The sequence below is a fragment of the Amycolatopsis sp. lyj-346 genome, from assembly GCF_046548975.1.
Taxonomy (GTDB): Bacteria; Actinomycetota; Actinomycetes; order Mycobacteriales; family Pseudonocardiaceae; genus Amycolatopsis.
Genome location: NZ_JAJPWT010000001.1, coordinates 563199 through 580283, shown reverse-complemented (window position 1 = coordinate 580283; position 17085 = coordinate 563199). Strand labels below are relative to the sequence as shown.

The 17085-nt window shown below is 71.1% G+C and carries 17 protein-coding genes and 1 tRNA gene; 9 read left to right on the top strand and 9 right to left on the bottom strand.

The genetic code is table 11. The annotated features are described in order from the left end of the window. Positions 1–136: 136 nt before the first annotated feature. Positions 137–1054, bottom strand: a complete 918-nt coding sequence (locus ACLJQE_RS02845; RefSeq protein WP_410637331.1) for a CapA family protein — start codon at positions 1052–1054, stop codon at positions 137–139. 126 nt (positions 1055–1180) lie between these two features. Between ACLJQE_RS02845 and ACLJQE_RS02840 the strand changes: the two genes are divergently transcribed. From ACLJQE_RS02840 to ACLJQE_RS02815, 6 genes are all read left to right on the top strand, one after another. Then, positions 1181–3646 carry an endonuclease/exonuclease/phosphatase family protein gene (locus ACLJQE_RS02840; RefSeq protein WP_410637330.1) on the top strand — a complete coding sequence of 822 codons (2466 nt, stop codon included), beginning with the start codon at positions 1181–1183 and terminating at the stop codon, positions 3644–3646. Between the two features lie 136 nt (positions 3647–3782). Next, the gene (locus ACLJQE_RS02835; RefSeq protein ID WP_410637329.1) at positions 3783–4394 is read left to right on the top strand and encodes a hypothetical protein; all 612 of its coding nucleotides are present in this window, start codon (positions 3783–3785) and stop codon (positions 4392–4394) included. Beyond that, positions 4391–5572, top strand: coding sequence for a putative T7SS-secreted protein (locus ACLJQE_RS02830; RefSeq protein ID WP_410637328.1), 1182 nt, complete (start codon positions 4391–4393; stop codon positions 5570–5572). Before ACLJQE_RS02835 ends, ACLJQE_RS02830 begins: the two co-directional genes overlap by 4 nt. Beyond that, the gene (locus tag ACLJQE_RS02825; protein ID WP_410637327.1) at positions 5572–6141 is read left to right on the top strand and encodes a hypothetical protein; all 570 of its coding nucleotides are present in this window, start codon (positions 5572–5574) and stop codon (positions 6139–6141) included. Before ACLJQE_RS02830 ends, ACLJQE_RS02825 begins: the two co-directional genes overlap by 1 nt. Next, positions 6138–6467, top strand: coding sequence for a hypothetical protein (locus tag ACLJQE_RS02820; protein ID WP_410637326.1), 330 nt, complete (start codon positions 6138–6140; stop codon positions 6465–6467). Before ACLJQE_RS02825 ends, ACLJQE_RS02820 begins: the two co-directional genes overlap by 4 nt. Next, positions 6464–6841 (top strand): YbaB/EbfC family DNA-binding protein, encoded by a 378-nt coding sequence (locus ACLJQE_RS02815; protein ID WP_410637325.1) that lies wholly within the window; start codon positions 6464–6466, stop codon positions 6839–6841. The genes ACLJQE_RS02820 and ACLJQE_RS02815 overlap by 4 nt, the downstream gene beginning before the upstream one ends. Here ACLJQE_RS02815 and ACLJQE_RS02810 read toward each other — a convergent pair. The 7 genes from ACLJQE_RS02810 to ACLJQE_RS02780 form a co-directional block, all read right to left on the bottom strand. Further along, entirely contained in the window at positions 6838–7242 is a 405-nt protein-coding gene (locus ACLJQE_RS02810; protein ID WP_410637324.1) for a hypothetical protein, read from the bottom strand. The genes ACLJQE_RS02815 and ACLJQE_RS02810 overlap by 4 nt on opposite strands. After that, positions 7239–9968: an FtsK/SpoIIIE domain-containing protein gene (locus ACLJQE_RS02805; protein WP_410637323.1), complete on the bottom strand. Its 2730-nt coding sequence runs from the start codon at positions 9966–9968 to the stop codon at positions 7239–7241. The genes ACLJQE_RS02810 and ACLJQE_RS02805 overlap by 4 nt, the downstream gene beginning before the upstream one ends. Positions 9969–10002: 34 nt before the next feature. Next, complete coding sequence (locus tag ACLJQE_RS02800) at positions 10003–10248, bottom strand: hypothetical protein (RefSeq protein ID WP_410637322.1); 246 nt, start codon at positions 10246–10248, stop codon at positions 10003–10005. A gap of 4 nt (positions 10249–10252) precedes the next feature. Then, positions 10253–10513, bottom strand: coding sequence for a hypothetical protein (locus ACLJQE_RS02795; RefSeq protein WP_003056176.1), 261 nt, complete (start codon positions 10511–10513; stop codon positions 10253–10255). A 550-nt stretch (positions 10514–11063) separates the two neighbouring features. Next, positions 11064–11927: a hypothetical protein gene (locus ACLJQE_RS02790; RefSeq protein ID WP_410637321.1), complete on the bottom strand. Its 864-nt coding sequence runs from the start codon at positions 11925–11927 to the stop codon at positions 11064–11066. Between the two features lie 220 nt (positions 11928–12147). Further along, positions 12148–12232: transfer RNA gene (locus ACLJQE_RS02785), tRNA-Ser, on the bottom strand. 44 nt (positions 12233–12276) lie between these two features. Beyond that, the gene (locus ACLJQE_RS02780; RefSeq protein WP_410637320.1) at positions 12277–13020 is read right to left on the bottom strand and encodes a PP2C family protein-serine/threonine phosphatase; all 744 of its coding nucleotides are present in this window, start codon (positions 13018–13020) and stop codon (positions 12277–12279) included. Between the two features lie 77 nt (positions 13021–13097). Here ACLJQE_RS02780 and ACLJQE_RS02775 point away from each other — a divergent pair, with 77 nt between their 5' ends. Together ACLJQE_RS02775 and ACLJQE_RS02770 are read left to right on the top strand one after the other, a co-directional pair. After that, complete coding sequence (locus ACLJQE_RS02775) at positions 13098–14792, top strand: class I SAM-dependent DNA methyltransferase (RefSeq protein ID WP_410637319.1); 1695 nt, start codon at positions 13098–13100, stop codon at positions 14790–14792. An 8-nt stretch (positions 14793–14800) separates the two neighbouring features. Beyond that, positions 14801–15691: a serine/threonine-protein kinase gene (locus ACLJQE_RS02770; protein WP_410637318.1), complete on the top strand. Its 891-nt coding sequence runs from the start codon at positions 14801–14803 to the stop codon at positions 15689–15691. On the opposite strand, the gene ACLJQE_RS02765 is transcribed toward ACLJQE_RS02770, so the two are convergent. Beyond that, the gene (locus ACLJQE_RS02765; protein ID WP_410637317.1) at positions 15681–16178 is read right to left on the bottom strand and encodes a hypothetical protein; all 498 of its coding nucleotides are present in this window, start codon (positions 16176–16178) and stop codon (positions 15681–15683) included. The two genes, ACLJQE_RS02770 and ACLJQE_RS02765, sit on opposite strands and share 11 nt — an antisense overlap. Positions 16179–16405: 227 nt before the next feature. Here ACLJQE_RS02765 and ACLJQE_RS02760 point away from each other — a divergent pair, with 227 nt between their 5' ends. Further along, positions 16406–17056, top strand: a complete 651-nt coding sequence (locus ACLJQE_RS02760; RefSeq protein WP_410637316.1) for a L,D-transpeptidase — start codon at positions 16406–16408, stop codon at positions 17054–17056. Positions 17057–17085 lie beyond the last annotated feature (29 nt).

Sequence of the window (17085 nt, the reverse complement as noted above, 5' to 3'; positions counted from 1 at the left end):
GCCACTTTTCCGGCGGCTCACGCAGACCGTACCGCCGCTTCACGCCGGTTGTTCCGGCCCTTGACCTTCATTTAAGGCAGATGCGCCGGATGGGTGACACGTCGGTGCAGAGTTGTCACAGACTGCGCGTGATCCGTTACGCACCAACAAGTACCGACGCGATTCCGCTCTGGACGGACACCGTCGTCGACCGCACCGCCGAGGCCTCCGCGACGTACCGCAGCACCTTGTCCGCTTCGTCCCCGGCGAGCGGCTCGCACTCGTTGGCGGCACTCCGGCGCACCGGGATGAGCTCCAGCCGCGGCCGGTCGCCGAACAGGCACCCGGCGAGCAGGCCGTCGGGCCGGTCGGCGGCGAGGTTGCCGAGGCCGTAGAGGATCGGACGGCCGCGGTACACCTCGACGGCCTGGATGGTGTGCGACCCGTGCCCGGCGACCAGGTCGGCGCCGGCGTCGATCGCCGCGCGGCCGTAGGTCACCTGGTACTCGGCGAGCTCCGCGCCCGGCAGGCCCCAGTGCATCGAGACGACGACGTGGTCGTGGTCGCTCTTGGCCCGCTTGATGTCGGCGATCAGCCGGTCCAGGTGTTCGGGCACCGGTGTGGTGCGGACGAGCGGCGGGCGGCCCGGGATCTCCGCGACGAGCGGATCGGGCTGGTACGCCGTCGTCGCAAACGCTTGCGCGATGGCCGGGAAGTCCGGTTGTGCCGCGTAAGGGCGGCGAAGTGACGTGTACGCGAGGAAGGCGACCTTCTCGCCGGAGCGTTCGACCACCGCCGGCGCGTGTGCGGCGTCGAGGTTCGCGCCGGCGCCGCAGTGCGCGATCCCGGCGTGGTCGAGGACCGCGAGGCCCGCCGAGGGGAGGGGGACGTCGTTGGCGCACGAGACGACGTCGATGCCGGCCGACGTCAGCGCTTCGGCCATCGCCGCGTCGAGCGGTCCTTCGAGGTTGGCGAACCGGAGGTCGGCGCCCTTGAGCAGCGGTTCCAGCTGCGCGAAGGCCGCCGTGGCACGGCCCTGGAGGTGGACGTCTCCGCCCAGTACCAGCGTGATCACGAAACCTGCTCTGCCGAGTGAGTGACGACGAAAGTAGTTGTTACGAATTGTTGCATCGTTGTCTTCCTCCTCCTCACTTGTTCGGGGGACTATGCCACGACTGTTCAAGCACAAAGGGGACTCAGGGTGACCAAGACCCACAGATCCAAGGCTGCCTTCACGGTGGCCGTCGCGTCGAGCCTGGTGCTCGGCGGCGTGGCCGCACCGGCCGCGCTCGCCGCCCCCAGCGCCGACGCGGTCATCGCCGAGGTCTACGGCGGTGGTGGCAACTCCGGCGCGACGCTCACCAGCGACTTCGTCGAGCTCGCCAACCGCGGCCCGGCCGCCGCGAGCCTCGCCGGCTTCAGCGTCCAGTACCTGCCCGGTTCGGCGAGCCCGTCGAGCACCTGGCAGGTGACGCCGCTGACCGGCAGCGTCGCGCCGGGTGGCCGTTACCTCGTGGCCGAGGGCAAGGGCGCCGGCGGCACCGTCGCGCTGCCCACGCCGGACGCGACCGGCGCGATCGCGATGTCCGCCACCGCGGGCACGATCGCCCTCGTCTCCGGTACGACCGCGCTGACCTGCAAGACCGCGGCCGACTGCGCGGCCGACGCGCGGATCAAGGACCTCGTCGGGTTCGGCACGGCGACCGTGCGCGAAGGCAACCCGACGGCGGCGCCGTCGAACACGGCGTCCGTCGCGCGCGGCACGGCGCTCGCCGACACCGACGACAACGCCGCCGACTTCACCGCCGGCGAGCCGACCCCGACCAACACCGCGGGCGAGTCGACCGGCGGGGACCCCGGTCCGGCGCCGACCCCGGCGAAGATTCACGACATCCAGGGCACCACGCGGATTTCGCCCTTCAAGGACAAGAAGGTCTCCGGTGTCACCGGCGTCGTCACCGCGACCCGGACCTTCGGTTCGCAGCGCGGCTTCTGGCTGACCGACCCGAACCCGGACGGCGACCCGCGCACCAGCGAGGGCCTGTTCGTCTTCACCGGCTCGGCCAGCCCGGCCGTCGCGGTGGGCGACGCGGTGACCGCGAGCGGCACCGTCCGCGAGTTCTACCCGGATGCGCCCGCGTCGTCGCCGTTCCAGGCGCTGACCGAGCTGACCGGTGCGGAGTGGACGGTCGGCTCGCACGGGAACGCCCTCCCGGCGCCGACGGTGCTGAACCCGGACACCGTTCCGGTGACGTACGCGCCGTCTCCCGGCGGGAACATCGAGCCGCTCACCCTGGAGCCGTCGAAGTACGCGCTGGACTTCTGGGAGTCGCACGAGAGCGAGATCGTTTCGGTCACCGACGCGCGGGTCGTCGGCCCGACGAACTCGTTCAACGAGCTGTACGTGACCACCAAGCCCGACCAGCACAAGTCGGTGCGCGGCGGCAGCGTCTACCTGGGGTACGACCAGCTCAACAGCGGCGTGCTGAAGGTTTCGTCGCTGATCCCGTTCGCCGAGCGGACGTTCCCGAAGCTCAACGTCGGTGACGTGCTGACCGGCGCCACGTCCGGCCCGGTCGAGTACGACGACTTCGGTGGCTACACGCTGTTCGCCAGCGTGCTCGGCACCGAAAAGGACAACGGGCTGCAGCAGGAAACCACGCGCAAGCAGCGGACCGGTGAGCTCGCCGTCGCGACGTACAACGTCGAGAACCTGTCCACTGCGGACACCCAGGCGAAGTTCGACCGGCTCGCCGACGCGATCGTGACCCACCTCGCGACGCCGGACATCGTGACCCTGGAAGAGATCCAGGACAACAACGGCCCGGTGAACGACAGCGTCGTCGCCGCCGACCAGACGCTGCAGCGGTTCACCGACGCCATCGTCGCGAAGGGTGGTCCGCGGTACGAATGGCGCGAAATCGACCCGGTCGACGACGCCGACGGCGGCCAGCCGGGTGGCAACATCCGGGTGGCTTTCCTGTTCAACCCGGCCCGTGTGTCCTTTGTGGACCGAGAAGGTGGGACGCCGACGGCGGCCGTCGGTGTGGTGCGCGAGCACGGCAAGGCGCACCTGACGGCGTCGCCGGGCCGCGTCGACCCCGCGAACGAGGCGTGGACGGCCAGCCGGAAGCCGCTGGCGGGCGAGTTCGTCTTCAAGGGCCGCACGGTGTTCGTCATCGCCAACCACTTCAACTCCAAGGGCGGCGACCAGCCGACGCACGGCCGGTTCCAGCCGCCCGTGCGCAGTTCGGAGGTGCAGCGGGCGAAGCAGGCGACGGTGCTGCGCGGGTTCGTCGATGCGCTGCTGGCGGCCGATCGCAGCGCGAACATCGTCGTGGCGGGTGACCTGAACGACTACCCGTTCTCGCCGTCGGTCCAGACGCTCACCGCGGGTGGCGTGCTGAAGGACCTGATCGCGTCGGTGCCGGAGGCCGAGCGGTACAGCTACGTGTTCGAGGGGCAGTCGCAGGTGCTGGACCACATCCTGGCGTCGCGGGCGCCGCGCGGGGTGGACTACGACGTCGTCCACCTCAACGCGGAATTCGCCGACCAGGCCAGTGACCACGACCCGCAGGTGATCCGGTTCCGGCCGGGTGCGGGCAACCCGTTCGAGGACGGGCTCTACGACCTGCTCGACTGGCTGGAGCAGGTTTTCGGGAAGTAGTTTTCGCAGCGGCAAGGCCACTTCCGGGCATTGCCCGGCGGTGGCCTTGTTCGTGTTTGACACTTTTGAGTGACGAGGAAACCGCGGAGCGTCGACGGCCGTCTTATGTTGGACGGGACCACAAGGGGAGGGTGGCGTGGACGGGTACGCGGTGAAGGTCGACGAGCTGGGCAAGCTCATCGACGACCTCGGCACGGCGGCGGACCGGATGGCCGGCGCGAACAAGAAGCTCGGCGGCGGCGGCGCGTTCGGCTCGCTGGGGACGGCGGAGCTGGGCAAGGCCGGCGTCGAGTTCGAGGAAGCTTGGGGCTTCGGCATCAGCCGGCTGGGCGAGGCGGCTTCAGAGGTGACGGAGCGGCTGAAGGCGGCGAAGCAGAAGTACGAGCAGATCGAGGCCGAGTTCGGCGGTGAGCTGGCGAAGTTCGGCTCGGCGGTGCTGGGCGGCCCCACGGACGGCGGGCCCACCGGCGGCGAGCGGGGGCACTACCCCGCGGCCGGACAGCCGGCCGAGGGGCCGGTCGGTGGTGGGTACACGGGCGGGGTGCGGGGGATCGGCGGGCCGGCCGGGCGGCCTGATTCGGGCGCTGACCTGGGTGAAGGTCCCGTTGGTGGTGGGTACACGAGCGGCGCGCCGGGGATCGGCGGGCCGGCCGGTGGCGAGGCGCCGGGGACCGAACCCGGCGACCGGCCCGTCGGTGGCGGCGCGACCGGCGGCATCACCGACCTCCTGAACGGCCTCGGCCGGTGAGCGCCCGCGACTTCCCGGCCCTGGGCTTCGACCCGGCGCCCGGCGACCTCGACGGCGTCACCGACCTGGCCGGCAAGTACCGCGCGGTCGGCGACGACCTGACCGAAGCCGACGATTCGCTCCGCCGGATCGTCCGGAAACAGGGCGTCTGGCAGGGCGAGGCGAGCGAAGCGTTCGCCCGGCGCGTCGGCCCGCTGCCGGGCTACCTCGACGGCGCCGCCAAGTCGATGAGCCGCGCCGCCGACGCACTCGAAGCCTGGGCGCACACCCTCGGTGACCTGCAGAAACGCGCCGCCGAACTGGAAGCCCGCGCGGACGCGGCGGCCCGGGCGGCCGAGCAGGCGCGGGCGAACCCGGACCTCGCGCTGGCCAACCGGACGTTCCCGGACCAGCAGTCCCTGCGGCTCGCCCAGCGCCTCCTGGACAACGCCGGTCAGCAGCTCCAGACCGCCATCGACGGCTGCCAGAACGTCCAAGCCGCGGCGAAGCAGCTCCAGCGGGAACACACGGACGCGGCCGCCCGGGTCGCCGAGCAGCTGCGGAAGGCGAAGGAGCTCGCCCCGGACGAGCCGGACCTGCTCGACCAGCTCGGCGACGCCGTCGGCGGGGCACTTGCCGACTTGTCGAACACCCTCGCCGACAGGGTGGACGAGGCGTGGAACTTCGTCCAGGACCACGCGGAGGTGGTTTCCAAGGTCTCCGATGTGGTCGGTGACCTCGGGAATGCCCTCGGCGTTCTGGGCGACTTCCTGCCGGAACCAGCCGGGACGGTCGTCGGTGCGGTGGCCGGCGAGCTCGGGCTCGCCGCGTTGGCCGGGCACGGGGCGGCTGCTCTGGCGGGAGCCGACGTGGCGCCCGAGACTCTGGTCTTCGATGCGGCGGGTGTTGTGACCACGTTGATCGGTGCTGCGCCGGGTGTCCCGGACTGGGTGGTCAAGGGCGCGACCTACGGCCTCCTCCGTGAGCAGGAACTCGGTGAAGTTCTCGGTGGCGACAAGTTCGAAAGCCCACTGGACGACTTCAAGAACTACTGGGTGCCGAAGAACGCCGAACAACTGACCGCCGCCGGCGTCTCCTGGGCCGGGGTGGCGTTTTGGAATGCGGCCGATGCCGGGATGCAGGCCGACAACGCGCCGGAGCGCCGGCGTGCGCGGGCGGAAGACGAGGTGTGGAACTGATGCCTCTGCAGATCGATCTTCCGCCCGGGTTCGCCGGTCTGCCGGTGGGCACCGACGACAAGCTCAACCGCAGCCACGCCTGGATGGTCGCCGAAAACCTGGCGTCCAAGGCCAGCGTCGAGGAGTTCGGCAGCTACCTGATGGCGCTGGTGCCGTCCATGCAGGCCAACGGCATCCGGGTGTTCGGCAAGTTCGCGGTCGGCCGGCGCAAGGGTGATGTCGCGACTCTGACCCTCGGCGTCGCCCGATGGCCCGCGGAGGCGCCCGGCAGCCGCGATGCCCTGGTGGCGGCGATGGCCGAGGAATACCGCGGCCGGCACAAGCACGCGGTGGTGCAGCCCGTGCGCCTCCCGATCGGCCCGGCCGTCGTCGCGATCAGCGGCGGCGAGTTCCACCTGCCCGAACGGGAGGTGCGCTCTCAGCTCAAGGCCGAGTACCAGATCCCCCTGCCGGACGGCCGGTCCGTGGTGATCCTCTCGGTGGTGGCGGAGTCGGAAGACGCATGGCCGGCGATCGCCGAAGCGACGGCGAGGGTGGCGTGGAGCCTTCGCAGCGGGGAAACGTCGTGATCAGCACGGTGGCGGCCGGGTCCGACGGCTCTCCGGCCATCCGGGTGGCCTTCCTCGTCGTGATGTTCGTCGTGGTCACCGCCGGTCTGACGTTGACGATCGTCCGCGCCCTTCGCTCGACGAAGCCGCGCGAGGAGCAAATGGCGGGCTTGGCCACCCAGCTCGACGGCCGGAACCAGGTGTACATCCGGAAGATGGAAATCGGGTTGTCCCGGGAGGACCTGCTTCGGGTCGCGTACAGCCGGGGCTACTCGCTGATCGACCACCGAGTCGGGAAGTACTACGAGTTCGTCTACACGCCGCACCAGCCGGGGAGGTACGCATGAGCGGCACCACGCAGCTGATCGAGGAAATGCGCTGGCAGCTCAAGCAGATCGAAGACCGCAAGGCCGAGAACCAGCGCCTCCTGGCCGGAATCGCCGCGAGCGACCACACGACCGTCGTCTCGCCGGATCGGAGCGTCACCGTGCTCGCCGGGCCCGGTGGGGTCGTCAGCGAGGTGCGGCTCGCGCCCGAAGCAATGCGGTTCGACGCCGTCGCGCTCAGCCGGACCATCACCGCCGCCATCCGGGAAGCCGTCGCCGCCGGGAGAGGGGCGGCCCCGGTGCCACCGGCCTTGCCGCCGCGCCAGGCACCGCCGCCGCGCAGGCAAGTTCCCGCGGACGACGATGACCCCTACGACACCGTGTTCGACGTCTAGGCCGGCGGTGGCTGCTCGCTCCGCTTCGCGGCCGCCCGCTTGGCGCGCCAGCCCAAGGACAAGACCGCCTGGACCAGCTCCTGGTAACTCGGCTTGACCTCCTCGAGGTACCGCTCCAGGTAGGCCGCGCGCGCCGTGGTCACCGGGCGGGGCTCGTCGCCCGGGGCGAGCCACGTCAGGCCCTGGATGTTGTGCAGGGCCATCTTCCACCAGCGCGTGGCGCGCTCGGCCGCCCTCGCCTCGCGCTCGGTCGCCACCTCGATCGCCGTCTCGGCGGCCTCGATCTCCGTTTCCAGGGCTTCCGCGCGGGCCAGCTCCCACGCCCGCAGGTTCTCCGCCGAACCCCGGGAGAGGGCGATGATCTCCTTGTACCGCATGGCCGCGGTGGCGTCGTCGGTCATTGCGCGTTCTCCGGCCGCTGGAACGGGATGATCACTTCGGGCGCGCCGTGGGTGGTGCGGTCGAAGAACAACGCGCGGCCCGGCCGCGGGGACCAGTGCACGACCTGGCCCGCCGCGAACGGTGACAGTTCGTTGCCCTGGACGTCGAGCGCCGCCCACGTGCCGATGTCGTCGGTGCCGCCGAAGCCCAGCGTGTCCTTGAGCCGGGCGATGCTGCGCCACCAGCCGATCGTGTGGATGCCGTGGCCCGGCCCCTGCTTGAGCACCACCCTCAGGTGGTCGAGCCCGCTCTTCAGCTGGCCGGCCGCCTTGGCCTCCAAAGCGGGCAGAGCCGCGTCGACGCCGTACAGCAGCAGCACCTTCGCGCCGCCGGACATCGAGCCGGTCATCGACTCCAAGACGCCGGTCAGGTCCTCCACCAGCGACGCCGCGTGGTGGTCCTCGCGCAGCCGGTCGGTCAGCTCCAGTGCCGCCGGCGCGCACGCCTCGATCGGGCAGCTCAGGACGAACTCGACTTCGCCGGGTTCGTACTGCCGGGACAGCGACCGCGCCGCCGAGTCCATGATGGACAGTGCCTCGGCGGTCGCCGAGCCGAGCACCGCGACGTTGCGGCCCGGTGCCCGCGGCAGGTCGACGCCGCACGCCGTCTCGGTCACGTCGATCGACTGGCCGAGCAGGGCCCGCGGCTTCGAGTTCGGCTTGAGGTCCAGGTACGCCGGGAACTGTTCCAGGACCGGCTGGTGCGCGCCGTCGAACAGCCGCGGCCGCGGGAAGTGGCCCGCGTACGCCTCCCACAGCCGGTGCTGCAGCCGGACGAACACGTTCTTGCTGCTCGCGTCCGGGATGTGGGCCAGCTGGTTGCCGTGCGCGACGCCGGAGTCGTGGTTGATCACCGTGTGCCACTTCGGCGCCGACACCGCCGCGTTGTTCGTCTCGGCCAGCACGCGCCGCGCCTTCGGCATCGCGATCCGCAGGGTGCACTGCTCGAACACGGCCGGCTTGCCCCAGAACGCCTCGATGCCGGCGACGTCCTGGCTGGCCAGCACCAGGTGGATGCCCTGCGACCGGCCGCGTCGCGCGATGTCCTCCAGCAGCTGCGTCGCCGTCGCGGTCACCTGGTCGCGGCCGGCGAACAGGTACTGGAACTCGTCGATCACCGCGACGATCCGCGGCCAGTGCCCGCCCGGATCCGCTTCGCGGAGGTCGGCCAGGTTCGTGACCTCGTGCTCCTTCGCGGCCGCGGACCGGCGGCGCAGCTCGTCGGCCAGGAACCGCAGCAGTGCCAGGCCGAACTCGCGGTCGGTGTTGACGTTGACGCCGACGAGCCGCGCGTGCGGCAGCCAGCTCGCGTCCTTGCGGCCCGGTGCCAGGCCGGCGAACGAGACGCCTTCCTTGAAGTCCAGCAGGTACAGCGCCAGCTCGCCGGGCGTGTACCGCGCGGCGAGGCTGCCGAGCAGCGCGTACAGGAAGTTCGTCTTGCCCGAACCGGACGGACCGCCGATCAGGGCGTGCGGGCTCGCGTCGCCGATCACGACCTCGACCGGCTCGCCTTCGAAGAACCCGACCGGAGCCCGCAGCTCCCGCGCCGAGTTCTCCTGGCCCAGCTCCGCCGGCAGGAGGTCGTCGAACGACCGCGGCCCGCCCTGCTTGGCGATCAGCGCCTTGGCGATCTTGTCGATGGCGCGGATGACCTGCGCGGACGGCATCGCGGGATCGAGGTCGGCGACCAGGTCGCTCCCGGTCATGCTGCTGATCGCGTGCCGGTCGTCGAGCAGGCTCAGCGTTTCGACCGGCGCGCTCACCGCGGTCGGCACGTCGACCATGATCAGGCAGATGCCGGCGGCCAGCGCGCCGCTCGCGACGCGCTTGAGGTCGCGGGCGCGTTCGGGTTCGAGCGTCTCGCCGTTGCCGTAGAGCACGACGATGCGGTACGGCTCGCCCCGCTGCCCGGTCTGCTGCCGCATTTCCCGCAGCGACGTGAAGCCGGCGGACATGCAGCTGGCGTGGATGCGGCGGATGTGCCCGGCCAGCTCGTCGAGGAGGTCTTCGAGGCGGCCCGGGTCGTACAGCGACAGCGCGCTGGTGTGGCTGAGCGGGTAGAGGTCCGGCAGGATCGCGGTCAGCTGCCCGATGTCCCACAGGTGCACGCGCACCGCACCGGGCTCGAACGTCGAAAGCACGCGGACCAGCAGGTTCTGCACGATGCCGTCGATGACGGGCCGGGTCTTCGGTGCCGACGTGATCGCCAGGTGCGACTCGTCGAGCAACGGGACGGCGACGTCGAACGTGCGGGTCGCGTCGCCACCGGCGGCGGTGGCGGAGCCGACGCGCCACAGCCCGGGCGACGTCAGGCCCGGGTTGTGCCCGACCGTGCCGAGCCAGTCGCCCGGCGGCAGCCCGGCCGGGCCGGGTGCGTTCTGCGCGACCAGGTCCCGCAGCGTGGCGGGACCCTGGCTCCAGTCGGTGTAGAAAGCGCTTCGCACGCTTCCGAGCGCGCCGAACACTTCGTGCGCGGCGGGGTGGCGCGCCCACTCGTTCTGCTGCTCGGCACTGGCGTGGTTCATGCCGACCTTGACGATCTCCTGCTCCAACCGGAGCTTGGCGAGGTCGGCTTCCGCGGCTTGGCGCGCCCCGGCCGCCGCGCCCAGCACCAGTCCGATCTGATGGCGGACCCGGTCGAGTGCGGTTTCGACCCGGTTGCGTTGCTCGGCTGACTTGTTGGCCATCGGCGTCCCCAAGAAAAGGTGTCCCCTAGAAGGATTACAGGCGTGACCGGTATCCGCTCACCAGATCCTCGGCGGCGTGCAGGCGGTCGAGGAGCTGGTCCAGCCCCTCGCCGGCCTGTGCGTACTGCAAAGGAAGCCAGGGATCGGCCTTGGCCTGGGCGTCCACGAGAGCTTGCCGGGCTTCCCCGAGCAGGCTTGTGGCCCGTTCGGAGTGGGCGCGCGCGTCGGCGAGCCCGGTCACGGCAGCGGTGAGCAGCTGGTGGAGTTCGGCGAGCGTCATCCGGCTAGAGACGCGCCGAGTAGGAGTCGGCGGAGGAAATGCTTGCTTGGACGGTGCTCTGCAAGCCGTTGATGCCTTGCAGGGCTTCCGCCAGGAGTCCGTGCGCCTGGCTCACTTCGTGCTGGCTGCTCCCCTGCGTCGCCTGTGCGAGCGACTGCTGGGCTTCTTCGAGAGACTGCGCTGCCTGTTGCAGGGCGGCGATGCTCGCGGACGCCTTCTCGTTGGCGAGCGCGATGCCAGCGCGGATCTCTTCGACTCCGGCCATCGGGCCTCTACTCCTCGAAATTCGGTGTCGTACGGGGACGGATTCCATTGAAACAGATCCAGCGACTCAGCGTGATCATCACACTTTGCCGAGTGATCGCGGGCCCGGAATCAGCAAGGCCCCGGACGTGGGAACGTCCGGGGCCGGGCCGATCACGGTCTGTGCGGGGGTTGTCCCGCCACCAGTACCGCACACTAACGTCGCTGGCCAGCGCTACCCCAGGTCAGAGCGGTTTTCGTGCCACTGCTGGCCTTTCTCGACAGGGGCGGGCGAGGTGCTGGTGAGACTAGCGCGACCGGAGTAACTGCCTTCGGTCAGCCCTGTTCGTAACTCCGCGTGAAGGCGGAGAATTCCGCAGCACCGAAGGCATTTCATGTTCCCGTGGGCCAAAAGTGCGGCACAACCGTGTCCGAGGCATACCGACGGTGGGTCGCGCAAGCTCTTCGATCACGCAGGTTCCCGCGGTGGTCGTGCACGAGAAAACGCCGGGCACCCCGCGAAGGGGTGCCCGGCGTTTGCCTGCTCGGAGACCGCTGCCCGATCCGGCGCCTCAGAGCGCGCCGCGGCGGTAGACGGCCCGGGTGAGCTCGGTGATCCGGCCGGCGGAGTCCTGCCAGGACAGCGTGGCCGGCTCCAGGGTCAGTACCACCACGATCTTGCCGTGGTCCGCACCCACGGTGCCGCTCGTGTGCATGGCGCGGCTGGTCAGGTCGATGTCCTGGGCGCCGGTCGGGCCCTCGCCGCTGGACGCGACCGCGGTGGCGGCCTTGACCTCCGGCGAGCGCAGCACCCGCAGCACGTCGGCGTCGGTTTCCGAGCACTCCTCACCGGGTGCGGGCGCGGCGCCGTAACCGGACCACCCCTGTTTGACCGCCTTCGGTCCGGGCACCGCGCTCGGCAGGCCGAACGACTGGTCGAAGCCGTCCGAACCGCACTTGGCCGACTGCGCCAGGTTGCCCATGATGAAGTCGCGGTACTTCGGGTTCGCCTCGTGCAGGATGTACTGGTAGGTCTTGGCGATGTCCGCGGCGCTGATCGCGGTGTAACCCCACTTGCCGCGGGCGGCGGGGGGCGCGGTGTCGGTGAGACCGAGCTTGGTGACCATGCGCTTGACGATCTCGTCCCAGCCGTCGCGCACCCACAGCGTGCTGGCGGCGTCGTCGTTGCTGGAGCGCAGCATCGGCTCGAGGAGCGCCAGGTCGTCCGCCGGGATCTCGTGGTCCGGGCCGTGCGATTCGAGGTAGTCGAGGGCGATGAACAGCTTGACCAGCGAGGCTGAGCGGTACTGCTGGTGTTCGCCGTCGCCGAACGTCCGGCCGGTCTCCTGATCGACGACGAGGTAGCTGGCGGTCATCCCTTCGGGGAGGTCCACTGAAGACGTCGCCGCGGAAGCCGGCCCGGCCGCTATGGCCACGCTTGCCACGACACCGGTCGCGATCGTTGCCAGACGACGGATTTTCCCCACGTGAACCACCCGGATTTCTAGATCAACTTCGTCTGGAGGTCACCCTATCGGCTCAATCGCCCCATTGTTTCGACCTGCGACGAAACCGCCTCCGCCCGGAACCGGGGCCGAAACGGCGAACGCCGGGCACCCCGTGAAGGGCTGCCCGGCGTTCGCCTGGTTACTGCGGCGGAGGATACAGGATTCGAACCTGCGAGGGCGTGAACCCAACACGCTTTCCAAGCGTGCGCCTTAGGCCGCTCGGCCAATCCTCCGCAGGAGACGATACCGGATGGTCTCCTACGCCCGCGAAGGTGGGTCAGGCCGTGACGTCGGCGACCACGCAGGTGATGTTGTCCGGGCCGCCGCCGTCGTTGGCCAGGCGGATCAGCTCCGGGATCACCTCGGCCGGCTCCGCGCCGGCCGCCAGGACGTCGCGCAGGGTTGCTTCGGTGACCGGGCCGCTCAGTCCGTCCGAGCAGAGCAGGTAGCGGTCGCCGGGCTTCGCCTTGAACGTCCAGATGTCGGGTTCGCCGGAGCCCGCCGTCTGCAGTGCCTTCATCAGCAGCGATCGGCGCGGGTGCGACTCGGCGTCCTCCGCGGCCACGCGGCCGTCCTCGACCAGTGCCTGCACCAGGGTGTGGTCGCGGGTCAGCCGGCGCAGGCCGCCGTCGCGCAGGAGGTAGCCGCGGGAGTCGCCGATGTGGGCGGCCGCGAACTCGACACCGTCGAACAGCAGGGCCGTCAGCGTGGTGCCCATGCCTTCGGTCGTCGGCTCCTGTGACGCCACTTCCTGCAGCCGCGCGTCGATCGACTTGACCACGCCGGCCAGCGTCGCGGCCAGGTCCACGTTCGTCAGGTCGACCCGTCGCAGGTCGATCTCGAGCTCGCGCAGTACGTCGACCGCGGTCGCGCTGGCGACCTCGCCGTGCGGCTGGCCGCCGATGCCGTCGGCGACGGCGAGCAGGCGGGAACTCGCGTAGACCGCGTCCTCGTTGATCCGGCGTCGCTTGCCGACGTCCGACCCGGCGGCGTACCGCAGGACGTACCGATCGTGTGTCATGCCCCCATGAAAGCATTGGTTGACTGAGTTCACAAGCGTCTCGGCTGAATGGTGCATCCTCCGATAGAGTCCTCGCCATGGACGACGATGCCACGGTCAGCGCGGCCGACATCGCGCGGCTCGCCGGGGTCGGCCGGGCCGCGGTCAGCAACTGGCGCCGCCGCTACCCGGACTTCCCGCCGCCGGTCGGTGGCACGGCGTCGAGCCCGCTGTTCGGCCTCTCCGCCGTCGCCGGCTGGTTCCGCGCGCGTGGCAAGAAGTTCGAGCTGAGCGCCGGCGAACGCGCGTGGCAGCGGCTGCGCGCGCTCGGCGACGACCTCGACCTCGCCGAACGCGTCAGCCGCGCGGGTGGCTTCTTCGCCTTCCAGGCCGGCCTCTTCGACACCTTCGACAGCCGGCTCGACGACCCGGAGCTGCTCACCCTGCTCAGCGAGCTGACGCACCAGGCGGGGCCGGTCGAAGCGTTCGAACTGCTGTGCCACCGGTACTTCGAGGCGCATTCGCGGCGGTTGTCGGCCACGCCGGAGCCGATCGCCGAGCTGATGGCCCGGCTCGTCGGCCCGGTGTCGACGATCCTGGATCCCGCGTGCGGCTTCGGCGCACTCGCACTGGCGAGCGGCGCGAAAACCGTGCTGGGGCAGGACAGCGACCCGATGACGGCGTCGATCGCCGCGCTGCGGCTGCGGTTGCGCGGCATCGAGGCCGAGGTGCACGCGGTCGACGCGCTGCGCGAAGACGCCTTCGCCGGCCGGACCGCCGAAGCGGTGTTGTGCGACCCGCCGTTCAACGAACGGGCCTGGGGGCACGACGAACTGGTCGGCGACGCGCGCTGGGAGTACGGCCTGCCCCCGCGCGGCGAACCCGAGCTCGCCTGGGTGCAGCACTGCCTCGCGCACGTCGAACCCGGTGGCACGGTGGCGATCCTGATGCCGGGCGCGGCGGCCGGGCGGCGCAGCGGCAAGCGCATCCGCGGCAACCTGCTGCGCGCGGGCGCGGTCCGCGCGGTCGTCACGCTCGCCCCGGCGGGCCCGGACCTCTGGCTGCTGCGCCGGGCGGCTCCCGGCGAGCGCGCGCCGTCCACCGTGCTGCTCGGCGAAGCGGGCGACGAACTGTCCACAGTGGAAGAAAGCTGGCGGGAGTTCGGTGCGCACCCGGAATCCGGGGTCCGGATCATCGACCTGCTCGACGACGACGTCGACCTGACGCCGGCCCGCCGCCGCACCAGCGACGAGGATCCGGGGCAGGCCTTCCAGGCCGTGCGCGCCCGGTTCGCCGGGCTGGTCCCGCAGCTGCCGCCGCTCGAACCGGCGGACGCCGAACCGGCGTTCACGACCGTCGGTGAGCTGGTCAAGGCGGGCGTCGTCGAGGTCAAGCACGCGCCGGTGCGCGCGGACGCCGAACACCCGCTGGCCGAGGCGGGTGACGTCGTCGCGTCGGTGACCGGCATCGCGTACGTCCACAGTGGACCACCGCGGCCGGTGGGTGCCGGGCTCACCGTGTACCGCGTCGACGCGCAGCGGCTGGACGCGGACTTCCTGGCAGGCTGCCTGCGCGCGGCCGACCTGCCCGCCGCGTCGGCGTCCACGCGGATCGACAGCAGGCGAGTGCGGGTCCCGCGGCTGCCGATCGCGCTCCAGCGGGAGCACGGCCGGGTCTTCCGGCGGCTCGCCGAGTTCGACGAAGTCCTGCGCGAGGCGGCCGAAACGGGCCGTGAGCTGGTCCGGCTAGGCTTCGCTGGACTTGTCGAAGGACGGCTCCAGCCGGGCCGATAGGGGAACGGATGCTGATCGCCGACCGCTACGAGCTCGACGAGCTGCCGCTCGGCCGCGGCGGGATGGGCGCGGTGCACGGCGGGCACGACCGCAGGCTGGGTCGCCGCGTGGCGATCAAGCTGCTCAGGCTGCCGGGCCGCGACGAAGAGCTCGAAGCCCGCTTCGCCCGCGAGGCCCGCATCCTGGCGACGCTCGACCACCCCGGCGTCCCCACGCTCTACGACTACGGCACCCACGACGACCGGTTGTTCCAGGTCATGCAGTTCGTCGACGGAGTGACCGTGGCCGACCTGCTCGCCGAGCACGGGCCGCTGCCGGTGCCGTGGGCCGCGGCGATCGCGGCGCAGGCGTGCGCGGTGCTGACCGCCGCCCACGCGCTCGCCGTCTGCCACCGCGACCTCAAGCCGTCCAACCTGATGCTCGGGCCCGACGGCGGCGTGAAGGTGATGGACTTCGGGCTGGCCGTGCTGCGCGAAGCCGACGCGGCGCAGTTCACGCGGGCCGGGCAGCTGCTGGGGACGCCGTCGTACATGGCGCCCGAACAGATCCAGCGGGGCGGCGCCGAACCGCGCAGCGACCTCTACGCGCTGGGCTGCGTGCTGCACGAGATGCTCACCGGGCGGCGGCTCTTCGACGGGCCGACCGCGTACGCGGTGTTCGAGCGGCAGGTCAAGGAGCTGCCGCCGCCGGTGCCGGGCCTCCCGAAACCGTTGAACGCGCTGCTCGCCGAGATGCTGGCGAAGGATCCGGAAGCCCGGCCGGCCGGCGCCGCCGTGCTGTACGAGCGGCTCGGCGCGTTCGTCGGCGGGCTGCCGCCGCTGCCGGGGTTCCTGGTGCCGCCGTCGGTGCCCAGCCCGGGCCGGATGTACGCCCGGATGCTGGGCCGCGTCAACGGCTGACCGCGGTCCGCTGGTCGGCGAGCGGCAGGCCACGGCGCTGGATGCGCCGGTAGGTCGTCGCGTTCTGCACCGCGATGCTCACGCCGAGGGTGAGTGCGATCGACGCCGAGGTCAGCGGGCCCGCGATGCCGAGTGCGGCGCCCAGCGCGGCCACGCCGATCCGGACCGCGACCGTCAGCACCCACAAGCCGATCGTGACGGCCGAACCCCGTTGGAACGTCGTGCCGTCGCGCTCGGCGAGGGTGGTCGTGGTGCTGCGGAGCACGCCGAGCCCGGCGAGCACCAGGAGGTCGGCGGCCAGCAGACCCAGCTCGGCCGCAGACGCGCCGGGCAGCGCTTTCAGCGTCAGGTACCCGCCCACCGCCGTCAGCAGCAGCGGCATCAAGACCAGCGTCCGGCGGTTGAGCAGAACGCCGCAGATCTGCTGGTAGACGAGCTTGTAGAGGACGAGGACGGCGATGGCGGCGTAAAGCAGGACGTCGGGCATTCCGGAGCTCCCCTGGGTTCGAAGGTCGCTTCCAGCTTCGGCGAACGGCGGCCCGGTTTCGTCGGCCCGCGGATCGGGCCTGGGTGGATCCCGGCGTCAACCCGCGGGTTGACGCCGAGAGTGAGCATCACCCAATCGTGACCTTCATCGACGAACCTCGACCGGGTGACCACCGTCTTTACCGGTGTTCCACACGCGATGATCGACACAGCTGGGGGTACCGGATCGTGAAGAGGCTTCTGGCGGGAGCGGCCGCGCTGGCCACCGCATTCGTGCTGGCCGCGTGCTCCGGCGGCTCGGCCGGTGGCTCGAACGCGGGCGGCGGGGCCGTCGCCGCGGCGGGCAGCGGTGGCGGGACGCCGACGACCTCGAGCACCACCCCGGCGCCGACCACCACCGAGACGACGCCGACGCCCACCCCGGCGTCCACGAAGCCGGCGCCGACCAGCACTTCGGCCAAGCCGAAGCCCAAGCCGACGCCGAAGCCGACGCCCAAGCCGGCGGCAGCCCCGGGCGTCCCGTGCGCCGCGGCGGCCGCGGCCTCCGGCACCGCCGCCTGCGTCGACATCTCCGCGCACAAGACGTGGCTGCTGCAGGGTGGCAAGGTCATCTACGGCCCGGTGCCGATGCTGCCGGGTCGCAAGGGCTACGCGACGCCGACCGGCACGTTCCGGGTGCTGTCGAAAGAGAAGATGCACCTGTCGAAGCAGTTCAACAACGCGGAGATGCCGAACTCGGTCTTCTTCTACCCGGGCGACGCCTTCCACACGGGCAGCCTCTCGGTGTACTCGCACGGCTGCATCCACCTGTCGCCGAGCGCGTCGCTGAAGTTCTTCAACACGCTGCGCATCGGTGACGTCGTGCAGGTTGTCCCGTAAACCGCTACGGACCGTCACGTGGCATAGGT

Coding starts and splice junctions, on each gene's coding strand:
- ACLJQE_RS02770 (WP_410637318.1), top strand. CDS start 14,801: ATGCTGATCGCCGACCGCTACGAGCTCGACGAGCTGCCGCTCGGCCGC.
- ACLJQE_RS02810 (WP_410637324.1), bottom strand. CDS start 7,242: ATGACCGACGACGCCACCGCGGCCATGCGGTACAAGGAGATCATCGCC.
- ACLJQE_RS02805 (WP_410637323.1), bottom strand. CDS start 9,968: ATGGCCAACAAGTCAGCCGAGCAACGCAACCGGGTCGAAACCGCACTC.
- ACLJQE_RS02795 (WP_003056176.1), bottom strand. CDS start 10,513: ATGGCCGGAGTCGAAGAGATCCGCGCTGGCATCGCGCTCGCCAACGAG.
- ACLJQE_RS02765 (WP_410637317.1), bottom strand. CDS start 16,178: ATGCCCGACGTCCTGCTTTACGCCGCCATCGCCGTCCTCGTCCTCTAC.
- ACLJQE_RS02825 (WP_410637327.1), top strand. CDS start 5,572: ATGCCTCTGCAGATCGATCTTCCGCCCGGGTTCGCCGGTCTGCCGGTG.
- ACLJQE_RS02815 (WP_410637325.1), top strand. CDS start 6,464: ATGAGCGGCACCACGCAGCTGATCGAGGAAATGCGCTGGCAGCTCAAG.
- ACLJQE_RS02800 (WP_410637322.1), bottom strand. CDS start 10,248: ATGACGCTCGCCGAACTCCACCAGCTGCTCACCGCTGCCGTGACCGGG.
- ACLJQE_RS02775 (WP_410637319.1), top strand. CDS start 13,098: ATGGACGACGATGCCACGGTCAGCGCGGCCGACATCGCGCGGCTCGCC.
- ACLJQE_RS02780 (WP_410637320.1), bottom strand. CDS start 13,020: ATGACACACGATCGGTACGTCCTGCGGTACGCCGCCGGGTCGGACGTC.